Raw genomic sequence first — 17,910 nt, 5'->3', positions numbered from 1 at the left:
ATGCGCGTCCGTTTCAGGACACCGGGCGCGCCTGTGAACGCCAGTGGATGGGCTCCGTGTGAATGCCGGGCGACGGGCTCGGCCGCCCCGCGAGGCCGCCGCGGCGCGTCTCCGACGCAACGGCCTCGCGGGAGGAGCGCGGAATCAATCGGCGGGCCAGGGGTTCGGCGGCTCGGCCGGCGTGTAGGGCTGCACGCTCGCCTCCGCCGTGATGAGGTTCTCGATGAACAGGTCGACGTAGCGCAGGTCGTCCTCGACGTCCGGGTCCGGGTGCTCCTCGAGCCACGCCTCGACGTTCGGGCGCAGCGCCTCGAGCGTGCGCCGCGCGGTGCGGGGGTCGGCGTCGGCGGCCAGCTGCGCGGCGAGCTTGAAGCCGGCGTAGAGGTTCAGCATCACGAAGCCCTTCTCGACGGTGTCGCCGGAGAAATAGCCGCCCTTCGGCGGCGCGTCGGGCGTGCTTGGCGCCTCGATCTCCACCTCTTGCGCGTGGATCTCGCCGGTCAGCGGGTGCCTCCACGACAGCGCGAGGGAGCCCACCGCGTGCGGGTCCTCGACCCCTTGCTGCTCGGGGTTCGGCACGAGCTCGAACAGGATGGCGCCGCCGCCGCCGCGCCGGCCCGAGCCGACGGGCTCCGCGGCGCTGGTCCGGCCGGCGAGGAAGAGGCTCGGGATGCGCACGGCCCCGCCGCGCTCGCCGCCCTCCCAGCCGTTCGTGCCGTAGGCGCCGCGCACGACGTAGCCGTCGCCCACGGCGACGTCGAGCTCGACGTCGAGCGCCAGGGGCACGAGGAACGTCTTCACCTCCTCCGTGAAGACCTCCTCCACCGCCTTCGGGTCCTCGAGGAAGTAGAAGTTGCCCGCGCCGACCTGGCTGATCCCGCGCATCGCCTCGACGTCGAACTCGGCGCCGACGCCGACGGCCGTGACGCCGATCCCCATCTCCGCATACCCGCGCGCGAGCGAGACGAGCCGCTCCGGGGAGGTGAGCCCCGCGGTGGCCACGCCGTCGGACAGGAAGATCACGCGGTTCTGCCAGCCCGGATCGAGGTGCCGCTCCGCCACCGCGAACGCGGTGAAGAGCCCCTCGTAGAGGTTGGTCGACCCGGCCGCGACGAGCCCCTCGAACGCCTCGGCGAGCGCTTCCCGGTCCGAGCCCTCCGCGTGCTCCAGGACGACCTCGGCGGCGTTCGAGTAGCGGACGAGCGAGATCCGGTCGTCCGGCCCGAGCGCGTCGATCATCTCGACGAGCCCCGCCTTCAGGTACGCGATCGGGTCGCCCATCATCGAGGCGCTCGTGTCGACCGCGATGACGAGGTGCAGCGGCGGCCGCTCGAGCGCGCCGAGATCCACGGGCGAGTTCATCCCGACCTGGATGAGCGTGCAGGGCGACCCGCTGATCATGTTGCCCATGATCCCGAGCAGGCCGTGCATGCACACGTCGTCGCCGCAGGTCGGGGCGGGGTAGTCGAGCTTGTGCTCGGCGAAGAAGCCGACGTCGTCGAGCGTGTCCGGCCCTGGGATCTCGCCGTCCTCCAGGATCTGGCGGAACAGGCCGAAGTCCTGCGAGCCGCCCTGGGAGACGCCCACGCTGCCCGGCGGGGTCCCCGGCACGCTCGGATCGGCGAAGCCGCCGGAGTCGCTCGCGTCGTTGCCGCAGCCGATCGCGCCGAGCGCCGCGGCGGCGCAGAGCGCGAGGAGAGGATGCATTCGAAGCTTCATGGCGTGACCTCCTAGGGCGCCGGCGCGGCGGCGATCCAGATCGACTCGAGCAGGCGGGGTTGATCGATGGGGGCGGTGAAGCAGTCCGCGTTGCGGACGGGCATGTCCTCGGCGCGCACGACGAGGAGCGTCTCGGCGCCCTCGACGAGCTCGGCGCTCTCTCCGGCGCGCAGCGAGACGACCCCGGAGACGTCGTCGCCGAGGAGCGACACCTCGAGCGGCTCGACGAGGCTGCCGCACGCGTCGTGGAACCCGCGGCAGCCCTTGAGCGGGGTGAGCTCGGCCCGGAAATCGACGGACCGCTGCCGGCCGATCATCGATCCGCGGGCGAGCACGTTGCCGCGCAGCACGAGCACGGCGTGCGTCTCGCTCTCGATGTGGATGCCGCGCGCGAGCGCCCGCTCGTTCTCGGGGCGCTCCGGGTAGACGCCGCCGTCGATCTCGACCGGGCTCAGGTGGAGGAGGTCGCCCGCGCTGAACGGGATCGCCTCGGCGGGAGCGCAGAGGAAGAAGGTCTCACCGCGATCGAGCGCGAGGGCGTGGCACCCGTCCGGGGACGACATGATGCCGGTGAGGACCGCCGCCTCGGAGACGGGCACGGTCCAGTCGAGCCGGCTCCCTTTCACCGACACGCCGCACGCCTCCGCGGGCGGACGGGGCTCGACGGGGGGCGCGTCGAACACGGCCGGGTGCTCGGCGAGCGCGAGCCTGGCCCCGTCGCGCTGCAGCGCGATCACCCGGCCGGGCAGCGAGTTGTCCGTCGTGGTGACGAGGAGCTCCTCCGGGAACTGCTCCGCCGACCACGCGAGCAGCGTGAGCGGCAGCCCGTCGGCGTCGATCAGGTAGGCGTCGCACCCCGCGTTGTCGAGCGGGAGCGCGCGGCCGGGCGCGATGAGCCAGGTCTCGGCGTTCTCGAACAGATCGCGCGAGAGGGCCCCTCCCGGATCGGCGAGCATGACGCTGCAGTCGACCCGCGCCGACCCGCGGAGCCGGCGCACGCGGAAGAGCTGCTCGGTCTCGGTCGCGTTGCCGATCAGGAGCGACGCGACCTCCTGCGGCGGCGGCGGTGCCCACGGCTCGCACGCCGGGTCCTCGTCGCCGCCGCACGGCTCGTGCGGGGAGCTCGTGGCCACGCACGCGAGGCTGCCCGCCATCAGCGCGAGCCGGCGCGCGATCGGGCGCGGCGCGGGCTCGGGTCGACGCGCGGCCTCGCCGAGCACGCGGTACGACACGACGAGCATCGGCAGGGCGATGAGGTCGGTCGGGTCGACGGTGATGCGCCACGGGAGCGGCGTGAGCGCCATGAGCGCCTCGACCGCGCGGGCGGCCTCCGGAGCGAGCTTGATGGCCGAGAAGACAGCGCCGGTGGCGACGTGCGCCCCGAGGAAGCCGCGCCGCGAGGAGAGGCGGAGCAGCGAGGCGAGGACCGCGGGCGCGACCAGGAGACCCGCGAAGTCGCTGAGCTTTCCGGTCGCCCATCCGGGGAGCAGGCCGGACCCCTTGAGGGCGTGATCGTTCAGGACGAGGAGCGCCAGGGCTCCTAGCCATAAAGGGTGAAGGAGCGATCGATACGAGCGCAGATCTCGAGGCATCGGGGCTGTCCTTCCGTGCGATGGGGGCCAGCACGGTGGCCAAGCAAGCGAACGAGGGGCTTGCCGAGGACCGGCCCAAAGCAAGGGTCATACCCCACAAAAATATTCATAAATTCAACAATTTATACGTCTACATCCCGGCGCGCCCCCTGACGCGGATGTCAGGCAGCCGGGCTGCGCGCCGCGCGGCGCGGGCGCCGGAGCGCCCGAGGCCGCGGCCTCGGGTCGCGTCGACGGGCGAGCGTCGTCGGGGTGAGCTCGGGGAGCGACCGCGCCGGCGGCGGGCGGCGCTGAGGGCGCGCCGCGGCGCGCGGGCGCGCGGGGAGCGGTGGAATCCGGGTCAGGGCGTGAGGACGACCTTGACGCAGTCTTCGAGCTTCTTGTTGAAGACCTCGTAGCCGTGCGGGGCGCGCGAGAGCGGCAGGCGGTGCGTGATGATGTCGTCCGCGCGGAGGTGGCCCTCCTGGATGTGCCGCAGGATCTGATCGACGAAGTTGTGCGCCGGGGCCTGGCCGGCCCTCATCCTGAGGCCCTTGTCGAAGAACTGGCCCAGCGGGAAGTTGTCATACGGCACGCCGTAGACGCCCACGATCGGCACGACCCCGCCGCGGCGCACGGCGCTGAAGGCGAGCTTCAGGGTCGATATCGTCCCGACCTGGCCGTGAAGCACGTTGGCGGCCTTCTCGAGGACGGTGCGATGCGCCTCCATCCCGACCGCGTCGACGCACACGTCCGCGCCGCGCCCGTCCGTCATCGAGCGGATCGCCTCGACGGCGTCGGTCTTGTCGACGTTGATGGTCTCGGCCTGGGCGACGTCGCGGGCCTTCTTCAGGCGGTACTCCTCGCGATCGACGCCGATGACGCGCCCGGCGCCGCGCAGCCAGGCGATCTTCATGGTCGCGAGCCCGACCGGCCCGCACCCGAACACCGCGACCGTCTCTCCGCCCTTCAGCTCTGCCCACTCGATCGCCGTCCACCCGGTCGGCAGGACGTCGGTCGTGAAGAGGACCTGCTCGTCGGTGAGCCCCTCGGGCACCTTCCGCGGCCCGAAATCGGCGTACGGGACGCGCACGAGCTCGGCCTGGCCGCCGTCGTAACCGCCGTAGATGTCCGTATACCCGAACAGGGCGCCGCCCTTGCTCTCGATCACGCCGCCCTCGGGGCCATAGTGCTTGGGGTTCGACCGCTCGCAGTGGCCCGGGAGCGCCGCCTGACAGAAGAAGCAATGTCCGCACGCGATGGGGAACGGGACGATGACCCGGTCACCCTTCTTCAGCTTCGTGACCTGCGGGCCGGTCTCCTCGACGACGCCCATGAACTCGTGGCCGAGCACCATGGACCGCGCCTGCGGGAAGAAGCCGTTGTAGATATGGAGATCGGAGCCGCAGATCGCAGTCGCGGTGACGCGCACGATGGCGTCGGTGGGCTCTTTGATGCTGGGATCCGGAACGTCTTCGACGCGGACGTCGGAAGGTTTGTGGAAAACAAGCGCCTTCACGATGCCTCCTCCTCTGGTGAACCCTCGGTACAGGGCGATCGACGGCTCTACCCGGTCGAGCCCACGCACGAACAGCTGGACCGCAGCGCCGGCTCGCATAAAGCGAGCCACGGAGGGAATGCGGCGAGCCACGGAGGGAACGCGCGCCCGAGGACGGAAATTGGAGGGCTCCGGAGAATCCGAATGTGGCGCGGTGCCCCAGGGTGGCGCTTTGTCTCGGAGCCGCCGGACAGCCGCGGGCCGGGCCCCACCCGCCGCCCTCGTCGACGCCACGCGGACGCCGCGCGCGCGGGCGGGCGGCCGTTCGTCGCGACGCCGCTGGCCCCTTCGCCGGCGCCGAGGTCTACTCGTCTCCGATGCTCCCCTCGCCTCCTTCCGGTTCCGGTTCCGGCCCCGGTTCCGCGCCGCTGCTCGGCGCGAGCTTCGTCCGCGAGCTCGAGGTCCTGCAGCGGCGGCTCGAGATCCGCGCCCGCTCCGGGGGCGCCGGCGAGCACCTCGCGCGGCGCCGCGGCGGGTCGGCCGAGTTCAAGGAGCACCGCGCCTACGCGCCCGGCGACGACCTGCGGCGCATCGACTGGGCCGCCTACGCCCGCACCGGCGAGCCGGTGCTCAAGCTGTTCCGCGCCGAGGAGGACGTCATCGCCCGGCTCGTGTGCGACGCGTCGGCGTCGCTCGACTTCGGGGAGCCCACGAAGCTCGACGCCGCCCGGCGGCTCGCGGCCGCGGTCGGCTACATGTCGCTCGCGCGCTCCGAGCGCGCGCAGCTCTTCGTGGCGGGCGACGGCATCGCCCGCGAGCACGCGCCCGTGCGCGGGCGCGCCGGGCTGGCCGCGCTCCTCCGCGCGCTCGACGGCGTGAAGGCGGCCGGCGGGACGCACCTCGCCCGGGCCATCGACGCCGTCGTGCGGCAGAGCGCCCGGCCGGGCCTGCTCTGCGTCGTCTCCGATTTCTTCGATCCCGGCCCGGTCACCGCCGCGCTCGGTCGCGCGGCGCAGGCGGGCCACGACGTCGCGCTCCTCCAGGTCGTCGCCGCCGAGGAGCTCGCGCCGAGCTTCGAGGGGGACCTGACGCTCGAGGACGCCGAGACCGGGGCGCTCGTCGACGTCACCATGGACGCCGCGGCCCTGTCCGCCTACGCGGCGCGCTTCGCCGGGCTCTGCGAGGCGCTGCGCGGCTGGGCCCGCCGGCACGGGGCGACCTACGTGCGGGCGCGGAGCGACGAGCCGCTCGAGGGCGCCGTCCGCCGCTTCGTCGCGAGGAGCGTCGACTGACGTGGCCGCGCCGCTCGCCCAGGCCTCCGCGGGGGCCCCGCTCGCGCTGCTCTCGCCGACCGGCCTGTGGCTGCTCGCGCTGCTCGGCCCGCTCGTCCTCCTCTACATCCTCAAGATCAAGCGGAGCCGCCGCCGCGTCCCCTCGACGTGGCTCTGGGCCGCCGCGCAGCGCGACCTCATGGCGCGCGCGCCCTTCCGGAGGCTCCTCGCCCAGCTGCCGCTCATCCTTCAGGCGCTCGCGCTCGCGCTGCTCGCCCTCGCCCTCGCCCGCCCCGCCTCGCGCGGGCGCGAGCTCACCGGCGATCACGTGGCGATCATCCTCGACGCGAGCGCCTCGATGTCCGCGGCCGCGCGGGGCCCGTCGGGCGAGGCGACGACGCGCATCGAGCTCGCCAAGCAGCTCGCCAGGGATCTCCTGTCCGGCCTCGCCCCGGGCAGCGACGCGCTGATCCTCGAGGCGGGGCGCGACGCGCGGCTCGTCGCGGCGCTCGATCGCGATCTCGTCCGGCTCAAGGCGGCGCTCGATCCCGTCGCCGCGCGCGACGTCGAGGGCGATCTCGGCGCCGCGGTCGCGCTCGCGGTCGACCGGCTCCGGCAGCTCGGCGGCGCCCGCCGGATCGTGGTGATCACCGACGGCAACCTGGCCCGCCCCGGCGCGCTGCGCGGGGTGTCGCTCCCGCTCGACGTCATCACCGTCGGCGATCCCATCGACAACGCCGCCATCGTCCGCGTCGACGTGCGCTCCGGCAGCGCGGGCAGCGCGAGCGGCGAGCCGGCGGAGGCCAGCGAGGAGGTGCAGGCTTTCCTCGTGGTCGCGAACTTCGGGGCTCAACCGCGCGACGTCTACGTGACGATGCGGCAGGACAGCGCGCTCGACGTGCTCGGCTCGCGGCGCGTGCTGGTGAAGCCGGGCGAGCGCCTGCCGGTCGTGCTCACGTTCCGCCCGTCGCCCGGCGACTACCGCAAGGGGCTCGTCTTCGAGCTCTCGCCGCGCGACGCGATGCCGCTCGACGACGTCGCCTACGGCCGCGTGCCGGCCGGCGACAAGCTCCCGGTCTTCCTCGCATCGGGCGGCGCGGGCCGGGGCGATCCGGGCACGGGCGCGCAGCCGGGCGCGGGCGCGCAGCCGGGCACGGGCGCGCAGCCGGGCGCGGCCTCCGGCGGCGCCGCCTGGCTCGAGCGGGCGCTCGCGTCCGACCCGATGACCTCGGTCACCTCGGGCGGGCTCGCGGATCTCCTGGGCGCGCCCGGGCTCGATCCCGACACGTTCGTGGTGATCGACGGCGCCTGCCCGCCCGACCCGCCGGGCGGCGATCTGCTGATCGTGAACCCGCCGCCCGGGCGCTGCTTCGGCACGGTCGTCGGGCAGGCGCTCGAGCGCCCCACGCTCACGTCGTGGGACACGGCCGATCCGCGGCTGCGCTTCCTCACGCTGGACGGCGTGCACCTCCGCGCCGCCTCGTCCCTCACCCCGGAGGCGGCGGCGCAGGCGCTGATCCGCGCCCAGGAGGGCACGATCGCGACCGACATCTCCACGTCGTCGCGGACGGGCACGCTGCTCGGCTTCGACGTGGGCGAGAGCGACTGGCCGCTCAAGGCGTCCTTCGTGCTCTTCGTGCGCAACCTGCTCGAGCAAGCGCGGGCCCACCGCGCGCACGGCATCACCGGCCCGGCGCGCACCGGCGAGCCGCTGCGCGTGAGCGTCCCGGCGACGGCGCAGGATCTCCAGGCGATCGGCCCCGCCGGCGAGCGGCTCGACGTGGCGCAGCGCGCCGGCGTGGCGGTGGTCGCCGAGACGCCGCGCGCGGGCCTTTACCGCCTCGCCTGGCAGGGGCCGCAGGCGGGGTCGGCCGTCGTGCCAGCGAACCTCACGAGCGTCGCCGAGAGCGATCTCACGCCGAGGCCGGTCGTCGCGGAGGGCGGCGGCGGGGTCGCGGTCTCCAGCGCGGCGGGGGAGCCGGACGCCCACACCGAGTGGACCTGGCTCGTGGCGCTCGCGGCGCTCGCGTTCGTGGTCGTCGACGTCTGGTATTTCACGCGCGTGCCCCGGCCGCTGCGAGGCGGCGGCAGCCCTGCGGGCTAGGGCGCTGCCGGGGCGCGCCTCGGGGTGCGCGGGTTCAGGTTGCCTCGTCCTCGTCGAGCCCTTCCCACCACTCGGCCAGGTCGATCTCGACGTCCTCGAACGGCGCGGCGCGCACCTTCTCGTCTCGCCCGTGGAGACCCAGCTCGACCCACCGCCCGTTCTCGAGCTGGCTGACCAGCAAGGTCCGCCGGGCGGGATCCACGTACCAGAGGTGAGGCACGCCGATCTCGGCGTAGAAGCGACGCTTCACGAGGTTGTCGTAGCTCGCCGTGCGCGGCGAGAGGATCTCGCAACACCAGTCGGGAACGAGGGCGATGGGCTCCTTGGGCGGCGGCACGGGCACGCGCGAGCGGCGCCAGCCTGCAACGTCAGGCGAGATCTCGGGCGCGCGCTCGAGCTGGATGCCTGGCTCGGAGAGGATCCACCATCCCCCCGGACCGCCCCTGCCGCGCTGGTAGGGGTTCTTGAGGTCGGCCGTGATCAGGTCCTCGATGTTCCCGTGAGCGAAGCGCGGACGAGGAACGGCGTACAGCGTGCCGTCGATGATCTCGCCCCGCCAGCCGGGCGGCAGCTCGTCGAGATCGGCGAGCGTGGCGGGCCGGACGAGCTTCTCGGCGAGGTCCATGCGCGGTGTGCGGCGAGCATACACCGCCGCGGCCTGCGCGGCCGGACCTCCCGACAGGCCCGGCCCCGCCGGACGAACACCAGCACACCTCGGGCGGGCGATACCGTACGGTCGGCGCGGCGCGCTACGCGCTTCGGCCGGGCGACGGCTCGTCCGCGGGCAGGTTCTCCAGCCAGGTGACCGCCTCGTCCCAGCTCAATACGCGCCTCGGCTCGGCGTCGCGAAGCCGCCGCCATTCCTCGTGCTTGTCGTGGGTGATGATGCGCGACTCGGCGTCTTCCTCGACGGCGAGGGCGATGAGCCAGTCCGTGGTCATCGGCATCTTTCCAGGGATGATCTTGAAATCTGCGATCAACTCGCCGCCGAGCGTGCGGTGCTTCGCCAGCTCCCACTCGGCGTCGGTGGGGTATCGCTGGCACAACTCGTCAGCCCATCGCGCAGCGGTCGGCTGATCGAGGTGGATATCGACAACTCGGATCCGGTGCACCATGAGAAAGTCATCAAACGCCGTCCCCGAGAACTGCTCCCCACTCTCGACATGCTGCTGCCGGCGTCGTTCCAGGTAGACCTGCGCATGGATCAAGACCTCGACACCTTTGCTACGAGCGAGGCGGCAGAGGCCCCGAATCGCCCTCGGGCTGCGAGCTGCGTTCGTGTCAATCCACAGACGCATGTCAGGTATCTTTCGAGGACCCGTCGCCGAGGCCGAGCTGCTCATCGAGCTCTGCCTCCGTCCACGCCTCCCAGCGGCCCTCCGGCCTGGAGCGTAGGAACCAGAGATACCCACCGTTCTGCAAGCTGAGCTTGTTTCGCATCTCCGCAGGTAGCTGGGTATAGCCGTCCGGCGTGACCCACTGCTCTTCAGCACCGCTCTCGCGCGCATGGGCCCGGAGCCTGTCAAGCGAGCGCGAAGGCTGCCGCCTGACGCGCGTCTCCCCCTCGGGGGAACGGCTGAACCTGAGCACCTCCGGGCCGTCGAAGACCTGAACGTGGCTCTCGAGGAAGATCTGGTCGACGATCCCGCGTTGCACCTGCTCTCTCAGGATCCCGCGGACGAGTTCCTGGTTGTCGGGGTGCAAGCTCATCTCCGGCTCCTCGATGGCGACCAGAGCGGCGCGGGAGGTCAGCACGGCCGCGACGAGGGCGACCACCTGCTGCTCGCCCGAGCTGAGCTCGGACAGCCGTAGGATTTGCTTGCCGCGGACCTCGAAGCGCAGATCGGTGACCTCCTCGCCGGATATGGGAGCCCGGAGCACGGAGATCTCTCGATCCGAAAGCGTCTTGAACCGATGGATGAGGTCCACGAAGGCGCGCCAGCGCTCCGTCTCTTCCGGATCGAGAGATGTGGCCAGTGCGAGGAGGCGTTCGGCTGTGGTCGCAGACAGAGTACTTGTCCCCTCGTCGTGCGGCCACCCCTCGCCGATCCCGCGGAAGTCGCGACGGCGAGCGTCCAGCAGGAAGAACGGCTTGCTTCCAGGGCCGAGCGGCGCCTCGATGGCGTTCTTTAGCGCTGAAATCTCGTCATCTTGCGGCCCATTCTCCGTGAGTTCTTCCCACGGTCGCAGTCGCGACACCTTCTTGCCCCTCGGCTCCCTCCAACCCTTTGCTGGGGCGGATGTTGCCATCTCCAGTCCGAGGATGACTTCATTGCCCGACGGAGTCAGCGTAACGCGCAGCGCGCCGAGCCGCGCATCATCGAAGTGAACCTCGATCCGCTGTGGGTCACGAACACCGGGAGGCCAGCTCCGGTGGTTCATCGTCAAGCCGAAGTGGCTGTCTCTGAAGTCCCACCGCAGCTTGAGCACTGTGTCCAATGGCTTGGTTCCGCCGGCGCTAACGGCCGAGCTCAACCAATAGGAGGCGAGCCGAAAGAACAGATCGATCGCCGCGAGAGCGCTCGATTTACCGGTCCCGTTAGAACCGTGGAACACGGGCATCGCATCCGCCGTGCCGCCGGATGCGAAGACGATCTCCGTGGGACTTCGAAACGTCCGGAAATTTTCGATTACGAGCCGCGCGATGCGCAGCGGTGGTGTTGCGCGAGCGTTCACCCGCCAGAGCAAAGCAAGACACAGGCCGGCAGGTCAAGCCATGCCCTCCGCCGTGCCGCGCTTCCACCAGCCCATCGCACGCACCTACCGCACGCTGACGGGCCCGGACCGCTCCTCAGCGCCCCCCGCCCTCACGGGCAAGCCGCCTGCTCCGCATGAGGCCGCCCCCGGTGCAGCCGGTGCCCCCGGCGGCGCGACGACCACCGGCGGCTTGGCCGGCCTCGCTCTTCCAACCATGAAAGGCGTGGCGTTACGCCACAACTCACGGGCGCGCAGGCCTCCTCGCGCGGGAGCCACTCGCCCTCGAGCGACACGCCCCGCACGTCCTCCCGGACGCCCCGCGCCTTCAGCCACGCGGCGAGCGCCTCGCCGAGCTCGCGCATGCTCGACCAGCGCAGCGACGGCTCCTTCTGCAGCCCGCGCTCCACGATCGCCCAGAGATCCGCGTCGAGGCCGCACGCGTCGACCAGCGACGGCACCGCGTCCTGCAGGACCGCGCGCAGGCCGTCCAGCGCGTTCTTCGACGAGAACGGCGGCCGCCCCGAGAGCAGCTCGTACAGCGTCGCGCAGAACGACCAGACGTCGGCACGGCGATCGACGTCAGGCACGGCGAGCGCCTGCTCCGGCGGCATGTAGTCCGGGGTCCCGAACACCTCCAAGCCCGCCGCCGCATGCCCCTCCTCGCGCTCGGCGACGAGCTTCGCCACGCCGAAATCGACGACCTTCGGCTGCAGCCGGCCGCCGCCGCGGCGCACCAGCATCACGTTGTCCGGCTTGAGATCGCGGTGGACGACCCCCTTCTCGTGCACCGCGTGCATCGCGCCCGCGACCGGCAACAAGAGCGCGATCGCCCGCTCCGGCGCCATCCCCCCCTCGCGCGCCAGCACGCTCCTCAGCGACTCGCCCTCGATGAGCTCCATCACCAGGTACGGATCGCCCTCGGCCGTCTCGCCGAGGTCGAAGATCCGGACGATCTCCGCGTGGTTCAACCGCCCCGCGGCGCGCGCCTCGCGGAGGAAATACTCGTTCAGCTCCGCCGACCGGAGCTCGGGCCGCATCAGCTTGATCGCGACCTCCGATCCGACCGCGACGTTGGTCGCGACCCAGACCGTGCCCATCGCCCCCTCGCCGATCTTGCGCACCAGCCGGTACTTGCCCGCGACGAGATCCCCCTCCTGGTAATGCACGCCGCACGGGGCCTCACCGAACCCCTCGTCGAGGTCCCATGAGCTGTCGTCCGAGGTGCTCCAGGCGTCCGTGGTCTCGATGCGCGACATGATCTCTCCTGCCCCCTGCTGCGCGGCCCCGCCGCACCCGTGCCCGCGCTGAAGCAGACAACGTGCCATCTTTGACAAACATGGGAATGTGAACAGGCGGGGCCAAAATGCCGCCCGTAACCCGCTTGAAACCGACAGGGACGCCGCACGGCTGCCCCGATGGGGCACTCGGCCACACCCGCGGAAGCGGCATCCCCGGAGCGCCGCAAAGATGATTTACTGCGGCACGACCGCATGCGGACCGAACGGAGGCCTCCCTGATCCCGGCGGCCGCGCTGCGCGCCCTGCCCTATGTCGCCACGCTGGCCGGCGCGCTCCTCTTCGCCGCGCTGCTCCGCCTCGCCCTCCGACAGGGTGCGCTCCGCCGCCCGATCCTGCTCGCCTGGATGCTCGCGGGCGCGCTTCCGGCGCTCTACGTGGGGCTGGCCTGGTGCGGGCTGCTCTCGGGCGCGCAGCTCCGGCTCGCGCGGCCCTGGGGCACGCTGCTCGCGGCGGGCGCCACGTCGTTCGTCGCGCTCCGATACCTCGCGCTCGCGCTCGCGTCGCCGTACGCCCGCAGGCAGGGGGCGTGGCGCACGCGGCTCGGGGATCTCCTTACGCCCTTCGCGGCGTTCGCCGCGGCCATGGCCGCGGCCGGGCCAGAGATCGGCCGGCCACTCGACCGGCTCACCGTCCTGATCGCGATCGATCGCAGCCGCTCGATCGACCTCGTGCCGAACGCCGACGAGCGCGTCGCGCGGGAGCTCTCCGTCGCCGAGCTCGGCATGCGCGAGGACGACCGGATCGCCACCATCGCGTTCGCCGCCGGCGCCGCCACCGAGGATCCGCCGCGCCCGCGCTCGCAGCTCCCCGCGCCGCAGCGGGTCGCGCTCGGCCGCGACGGGACCGACCTCGCCGCGGGCATCCGGCGCGCCCTCGCCGAGGTGCCGCCGGACTCCGCGGCGCGCGTCGCGCTGCTGACCGACGGGGTCGCCACCCGCGGCGACACGATGGCCGCGGCCGCGGCCGCCGTCGCCGCCGGCCTGCCGATCGACGTGCTCCCGCTGGAGCAGCGCATGGTCCCCGACGTCCGCGTGGTCGCCCTCCGCGCGCCCGCGCGGGCCGACGAGGGCGAGGCGCTCGATCTGCGGCTCGTCACCTCGTCGCCGTCGCCGGCCGAGGTCGAGATCCGCCTGCGCCGCGACGGCGAGCTCATCGCCCGCGCCGACGCCTCGATCGCCGCCGGGGAGGACGTGCTGCGCATCCGCGAGAAGGCGCCGGGGCCGGGGCTGCACCGCTACGACGTCGAGATCACCGCGAAGGATCCGCGGCTCGACGAGGCCGCCGAGGACAACGCGGCGAGCGCGTTCCTGCGCGTGCGCGGGGCCGCGGCCGCGCTCGTGCTGGAGGGCGACGCCGGGCAGGGCGCCTTCATCGCGCGGGCGCTCGCGGACGGCGCGTTCCGGGTGGACGAGGGCGGCCTCGACCGCGTCCCGGCCGACCTCGGGGAGCTCGCCGGCTACGACGTGGTGGTGCTCAGCGACCTCCGCGCGGCGGACCTGTCGCCGAACCAGATCGAGGCGCTCGCGAGCTACGTGCGCGATCTCGGCGGCGGCCTGATCCTGATGGGCGGCGACCGGAGCATGGGGCCGGGCGGCTACGCGCGGACGGCGCTCGAGGAGGTCTCCCCCGTCGCGTTCGACCTGAAGCAGGAGCGCCGGCGGGCGAGCCTGGCCGAGGTGATCGGCATCGACATCTCCGGCTCGATGGCGGCGAGCGCCGGCGCGCACACGAAGCTCGAGCTCGCCAACGAGGCCGCCGCCCGGTCGGCGTCGCTGCTCGGCCCCGGCGACCGGCTCGGCGTCGCGCACGTGGACACGGCGGTGCGGTGGAGCGTGCCGCTCGGGCCGGTGGCGGACAAGGCGGCGATCGACAGGGCGATCCGCGCCGTGGGGCCGGGCGGCGGCGGGATCTACGTCGACATCACGCTCGACGCGGCGTACCGGGCGCTCGACCGCGAGGCCACGAACCTGAAGCACGTGCTGCTCTTCGCCGACGGGTCGGACGCGGAGAACATGGGGCCGTGCCGCGCGATGGTGGGGGCGGCGATGCGCCGCGGGATCACGACGAGCGTCGTGGCGCTGGGCCAGGGCGGCGACGTGCCGGAGCTGGAGACGCTGTCGCGCCTCGGCGGCGGCCGGTTCTACCTGGTGGAGGACGCCGGGCGGCTGCCCGCGGTGTTCACGCAGGAGACGATCCTCGCGGCGAGGAGCGCGATCGTGGAGGAGCCGTTCCAGGTGGCGCTGGGCGCGCCGTCGTCGATCACGGCCGGCGTGCCGTTCGGCGAGGCGCCGCCGCTCGCGGGCTACGTGGTGACGGTCCCGAAGAGCCGGTCGACGGTGCTGCTGTCCGGGCCGGAGGGGGATCCGGTGCTCGCGGTGTGGTCGGCGGGGCTCGGCCGGGCCGCGGCGTTCACGAGCGATCTGAAGGGCCGCTGGGGGGCGGCATGGACGCGCTGGCCGGGCGCGGCGCGGATGATCGCGCAGGCGGCGCGCGACGTGACGCGCAAGGCGGAGGATCCGCGCGTGCGGCTCGAGGCGGACGCGTCGGGGGGCGAGCTGTCGGTGCGGGCGAGCGTGATCGGCGACGACGGGCGGGCGCAGTCGTTCCGCCGGCTGGTCGTGCACGTGGCGGGGCCCGACGGCTTCTCGCGGGAGCTCCCGCTCGAGGCGACGGGCGCGGGGGCGTACACGGCGACGCTGCCGCTGTCGCGGCCGGGCACCTACGTGGCGGTGGCGCGGGACGAGCTGACGGGGGAGGCCGTGGGGACCACGGGGGCGGCGATGACCGCGGGCGAGGAGCTGCGCCCGACGGGCAGCGATCTGTCGCTGCTCGCGCGGATCGCGGAGTTCACCGGGGGCAAGCGGCGCGACACGCTCGCGGGCATCTTCGAGGACCGGGCGTCGAGGCGGTTCGCGTACCGGGACGCGACGCCGGGGCTGGTCGGCCTGGCGGCGCTCGCGTTGCTGCTCGCGGTGGCGGCGCGGCGGCTCGCGCTGCCGGAGGCGGCGTGGGCGTGGGCCGCGCGGGCCGGGGAGCGGCTGCGGGCGCGGCGGTCGGGAGCGGCGGTGGAGGCGGCCAGCGCGGGCGAGACGGTGGGGGCGCTGCTGTCGGCGCGGGAGCGGGGACGCGGGCGGCGCGAGGGCGCGCAGGCGGGACCGGCGCTGCGCGATGACGGCCGCGGCGGGGGCGAGGGCCGCGGCGAGGGCGAGGGCCGCGGCGGGGGCGAGGGCCGCGGCGGGGGCGAGGGCCGCGGCGGGGGCGAGGGCCGCGGCGGGGGCGGGCCGGCGTGGACGGCGCCCACGCGGAGGCCGGCACAGGCGGAATGGGGGGCGCCGCCCGGGGAGGCCGCGCAGCCGGGATCCGTGGGGGCCGCGCAGCCGGGATGGCCGGCAGAGCAGGCAGCCGCGCGGCCGGAGCAGCGCGGTGCGGCCGGAGCACCGGCGGCGGGGCGAGCCACGCACGAGACGGCGGCCCCCGCAGGCCACGAGACGGCGCGCGAGGGGCGGCCGCTCACCGCGGCGGAGAAGATCCTGGCGCGCCGCCGCGGGCGCCAGTGACATGGCATGTGGTGGAGAGCCTCCCGAGCCCTGTCCGCCCCCGCGCGGGAACCATCGCAGCCACGTACTGTCGCTCCCCTCGCATGTTCACCGCGCGCCCCCGTCCGCGCGCCTGCCGCCCTGCCGTCCGGCCGGCGCTCGCGGCCGCGCTGACCGCCTCCCTTCGCCGCGCCAGTGCCGTCCTCGCCGGCGCCGCGCTGCTGCTCGCCGCCGCGGGCGCCCGGGCCGATGGCCTCGACACCGTCGAGGGCACCGAGACGAGTGCGCTCGTCGAGAAGGAGCACCGCATTGCGCTCCGCCTCGACCGCGGGCACGCCGAGCTCGTCGTCCAGCGCACCGTCCATAACAGCGGCCCGCGCCATGATCAGGCGCTCTTCCTGCTCAACGTGCCGCAAGGTGCGGTCGCGACCGGGCTCGCCTCGCTGGGGCTCAAGCACGGACGACCGTTCTGGTTCCGCGCGGACCTCATGGAGTCCGAGGCCGCCGCCGCGAAGTACAGGGAGCTCACCGGGGGCGGCGGCCTGTATCCCAAGGCTCCGGCGCTCCTCTCGTGGCGCTCGCAGGACGTGCTCGCGCTCCAGGTATTCCCGTGCGCGCCCGGCCAGCCCAGGACCGTCGAGTACACCCTCCGCCTGCCCACGGCCTACCGCGAGGGCCGCCATCACCTCACCTTGCCACGCGTCGGGACCGAGACCCTCGCCGCCACCGTCGTGGTCTCCGCGGCGCGCCCCGGAGATCGCCTGTTCCTCGACGGGAAGCCCATCTCCCCCGGCGCCACCGTCCAGCTCGCGCAGGACGAGACCGATCTCGCCCTCGCCCCGCGCCCCTCGCTCGCGCTCGACGGCGCCTTCTCCTCCTCGCTTCTCGGCAGCGGCCGCGAGCTCGTCGCGCTCCGCATCGACGCTCCGCTCCGCCTCTCCGAGCCGCCGCGCAACGCCCGTGTCGTCGTCCTCCTCGACGCCTCGCGCTCGCTCCCCGAGCGCGACGGCGCCGCCGCCATCGCCGCCGCCCGGGCGTATCTCTCCCATCTCGACGGCTCCCTCGTCGAGGTCCTCACCTTCGACCGCGAGGTCCGCCCGCGCCACGGCCGCTTCGTCCCCGCCGCGCGCGCCGCCGCCGACCTTGGCACGCTCGTCCTCGCCCGCCGCAACGGCAGCCGCCTCGACGACGCCCTCGCCCGCGCGGACGCCCTGCTCGCCGCGACGCCCGCGGGCCTCCCCCGCCGCATCCTCGCGCTCACCGATCTCCGCACCCGCTCCGCGCTCACGCCCCGCCGCCTCGGCGCGATCCTCAAGAGCGGCGCGCTCGTGCACGTCGGTGTCGTCGGCGAGGGCGCGCCGGATCTCACGCGCAACGAGCACCCCTTCGCCGCCCCGGTGCGCGCGACCGGGGGGCTCGTCTGGACGGCGCGCGCGAGCGCCAGGCCCGGCGACGCCGGCGCCATGCGCCGCGTTTACGAGGAGTGGGTTCGCCCGCTCCGCATCGACCGCCTGGACGTGCGGTTGCGCGGAGCCGGCCTTTCGCAGGTCGGCTTCGGCGAGCAGCTGCCCGAGGGCGACGGCCTGGCGCTGCTTCGCCTCCACGGCGGCCGGGTCACTAGGGCGGTGCTGACCGGCGAGCTCTGGGCGCGGCCCGTGCGGCGCGTGTTCACGCCGGACCCGGCGCACGGCCGGCTCTGGTCTGCGCTCGTGTTCGGCTCCGAGCTCCTCGAGTCGCTGACCGAGCCGGAGATGGCGGTCCTCGCCTTCCGCGGCGGCGCCGTCTCGCCCGTGACGAGCTACGTCGCGAGCGCGCCCGGAAAGCGTCCCAGGACCGTGAGCCTGGGAGGCGGCACGGGAAGAGGGGCCAGCACCCACGAGGGGCTCAGGCGCAGCCTTGGCCACGGCGGCCCGACGGGGAGCGGGAGCGCGTTCGACCATCGCGCGCACCTCCGCGCCGCGCTCGACAAGGCGTTCGGCGGCTGCCCTCCGGGTCCGAAGAGCGCGCGTGTCACGCTCGAGACCACGGTGGACGAGGTGGTCGACGTCCCCGCGGTCAGGCTCGCGGGGAGGCATGCCGCGGCGGTGCGCCAGTGCCTCGGGGAGGCCGCGTGGTCGCTCGCGCTCCCGGGGGAGTTCAAGGAGCAGCTCGCCCGCTACGAAATCGAGGTCTCTCGCTGAACAGCGGGAGACGGAAGGCGGGAACCGCTACGTGGC

At 73.7% G+C, this 17,910-nt stretch carries 11 protein-coding genes; 4 read left to right on the top strand and 7 right to left on the bottom strand.

The annotated features are described in order from the left end of the window. Positions 1-144 precede the first annotated feature (144 nt). From WME83_RS03660 to WME83_RS03650, 3 genes are all read right to left on the bottom strand, one after another. A complete protein-coding gene (locus tag WME83_RS03660; protein WP_437317859.1) occupies positions 145-1,719 on the bottom strand; it encodes a vWA domain-containing protein in 1,575 nt (524 codons plus the stop codon). An 11-nt stretch (positions 1,720-1,730) separates the two neighbouring features. Continuing rightward, positions 1,731-3,311, bottom strand: a complete 1,581-nt coding sequence (locus WME83_RS03655; RefSeq protein ID WP_437317858.1) for a hypothetical protein — start codon at positions 3,309-3,311, stop codon at positions 1,731-1,733. A gap of 340 nt (positions 3,312-3,651) precedes the next feature. After that, complete coding sequence (locus WME83_RS03650; RefSeq protein ID WP_437317857.1) at positions 3,652-4,809, bottom strand: zinc-dependent alcohol dehydrogenase; 1,158 nt, start codon at positions 4,807-4,809, stop codon at positions 3,652-3,654. Positions 4,810-5,165: 356 nt separating this feature from the next. On the opposite strand from WME83_RS03650, the gene WME83_RS03645 reads away from it, so the two are divergent. Together WME83_RS03645 and WME83_RS03640 are read left to right on the top strand one after the other, a co-directional pair. Then, positions 5,166-6,080 carry a DUF58 domain-containing protein gene (locus WME83_RS03645; RefSeq protein WP_437317856.1) on the top strand — a complete coding sequence of 305 codons (915 nt, stop codon included), beginning with the start codon at positions 5,166-5,168 and terminating at the stop codon, positions 6,078-6,080. Position 6,081: 1 nt separating this feature from the next. After that, positions 6,082-8,163 (top strand): VWA domain-containing protein, encoded by a 2,082-nt coding sequence (locus tag WME83_RS03640; RefSeq protein ID WP_437317855.1) that lies wholly within the window; start codon positions 6,082-6,084, stop codon positions 8,161-8,163. A 34-nt stretch (positions 8,164-8,197) separates the two neighbouring features. On the opposite strand, the gene WME83_RS03635 is transcribed toward WME83_RS03640, so the two are convergent. The 4 genes from WME83_RS03635 to WME83_RS03620 all read right to left on the bottom strand — a co-directional run bounded on the left by WME83_RS03635 (position 8,198) and on the right by WME83_RS03620 (position 12,116). Then, positions 8,198-8,788, bottom strand: coding sequence for a Uma2 family endonuclease (locus tag WME83_RS03635; protein WP_437317854.1), 591 nt, complete (start codon positions 8,786-8,788; stop codon positions 8,198-8,200). Between the two features lie 124 nt (positions 8,789-8,912). Next, the gene (locus tag WME83_RS03630) at positions 8,913-9,371 is read right to left on the bottom strand and encodes a hypothetical protein (protein WP_437317853.1); all 459 of its coding nucleotides are present in this window, start codon (positions 9,369-9,371) and stop codon (positions 8,913-8,915) included. 91 nt (positions 9,372-9,462) lie between these two features. After that, on the bottom strand, positions 9,463-10,839 hold the full coding sequence (locus tag WME83_RS03625) for an AAA family ATPase (protein ID WP_437317852.1): 1,377 nt from the start codon (positions 10,837-10,839) through the stop codon (positions 9,463-9,465). A 131-nt stretch (positions 10,840-10,970) separates the two neighbouring features. After that, on the bottom strand, positions 10,971-12,116 hold the full coding sequence (locus WME83_RS03620) for a serine/threonine-protein kinase (RefSeq protein ID WP_437317851.1): 1,146 nt from the start codon (positions 12,114-12,116) through the stop codon (positions 10,971-10,973). A 386-nt stretch (positions 12,117-12,502) separates the two neighbouring features. On the opposite strand from WME83_RS03620, the gene WME83_RS03615 reads away from it, so the two are divergent. Together WME83_RS03615 and WME83_RS03610 are read left to right on the top strand one after the other, a co-directional pair. Then, positions 12,503-15,715: a VWA domain-containing protein gene (locus tag WME83_RS03615; RefSeq protein ID WP_437317850.1), complete on the top strand. Its 3,213-nt coding sequence runs from the start codon at positions 12,503-12,505 to the stop codon at positions 15,713-15,715. A gap of 83 nt (positions 15,716-15,798) precedes the next feature. Continuing rightward, positions 15,799-17,874, top strand: a complete 2,076-nt coding sequence (locus WME83_RS03610) for a hypothetical protein (RefSeq protein ID WP_437317849.1) — start codon at positions 15,799-15,801, stop codon at positions 17,872-17,874. The last annotated feature ends 36 nt before the right edge of the window (positions 17,875-17,910 follow it).

It is taken from the genome of Sorangium sp. So ce385 (genome assembly GCF_051474135.1).
GTDB classification, from domain to species: domain Bacteria; phylum Myxococcota_A; class Polyangia; order Polyangiales; family Polyangiaceae; genus Sorangium; species Sorangium cellulosum_D.
This window is presented reverse-complemented; position numbering and strand designations above follow the sequence as displayed.

Bases quoted from the DNA above. Each gene is read 5' to 3' on its own strand.
- WME83_RS03660 (WP_437317859.1), bottom strand. From the start codon at position 1,719: ATGAAGCTTCGAATGCATCCTCTCCTCGCGCTCTGCGCCGCCGCGGCG.
- WME83_RS03655 (WP_437317858.1), bottom strand. From the start codon at position 3,311: ATGCCTCGAGATCTGCGCTCGTATCGATCGCTCCTTCACCCTTTATGG.
- WME83_RS03645 (WP_437317856.1), top strand. From the start codon at position 5,166: ATGCTCCCCTCGCCTCCTTCCGGTTCCGGTTCCGGCCCCGGTTCCGCG.
- WME83_RS03635 (WP_437317854.1), bottom strand. From the start codon at position 8,788: ATGGACCTCGCCGAGAAGCTCGTCCGGCCCGCCACGCTCGCCGATCTC.
- WME83_RS03620 (WP_437317851.1), bottom strand. From the start codon at position 12,116: ATGTCGCGCATCGAGACCACGGACGCCTGGAGCACCTCGGACGACAGC.
- WME83_RS03615 (WP_437317850.1), top strand. From the start codon at position 12,503: ATGCTCGCGGGCGCGCTTCCGGCGCTCTACGTGGGGCTGGCCTGGTGC.
- WME83_RS03610 (WP_437317849.1), top strand. From the start codon at position 15,799: ATGTTCACCGCGCGCCCCCGTCCGCGCGCCTGCCGCCCTGCCGTCCGG.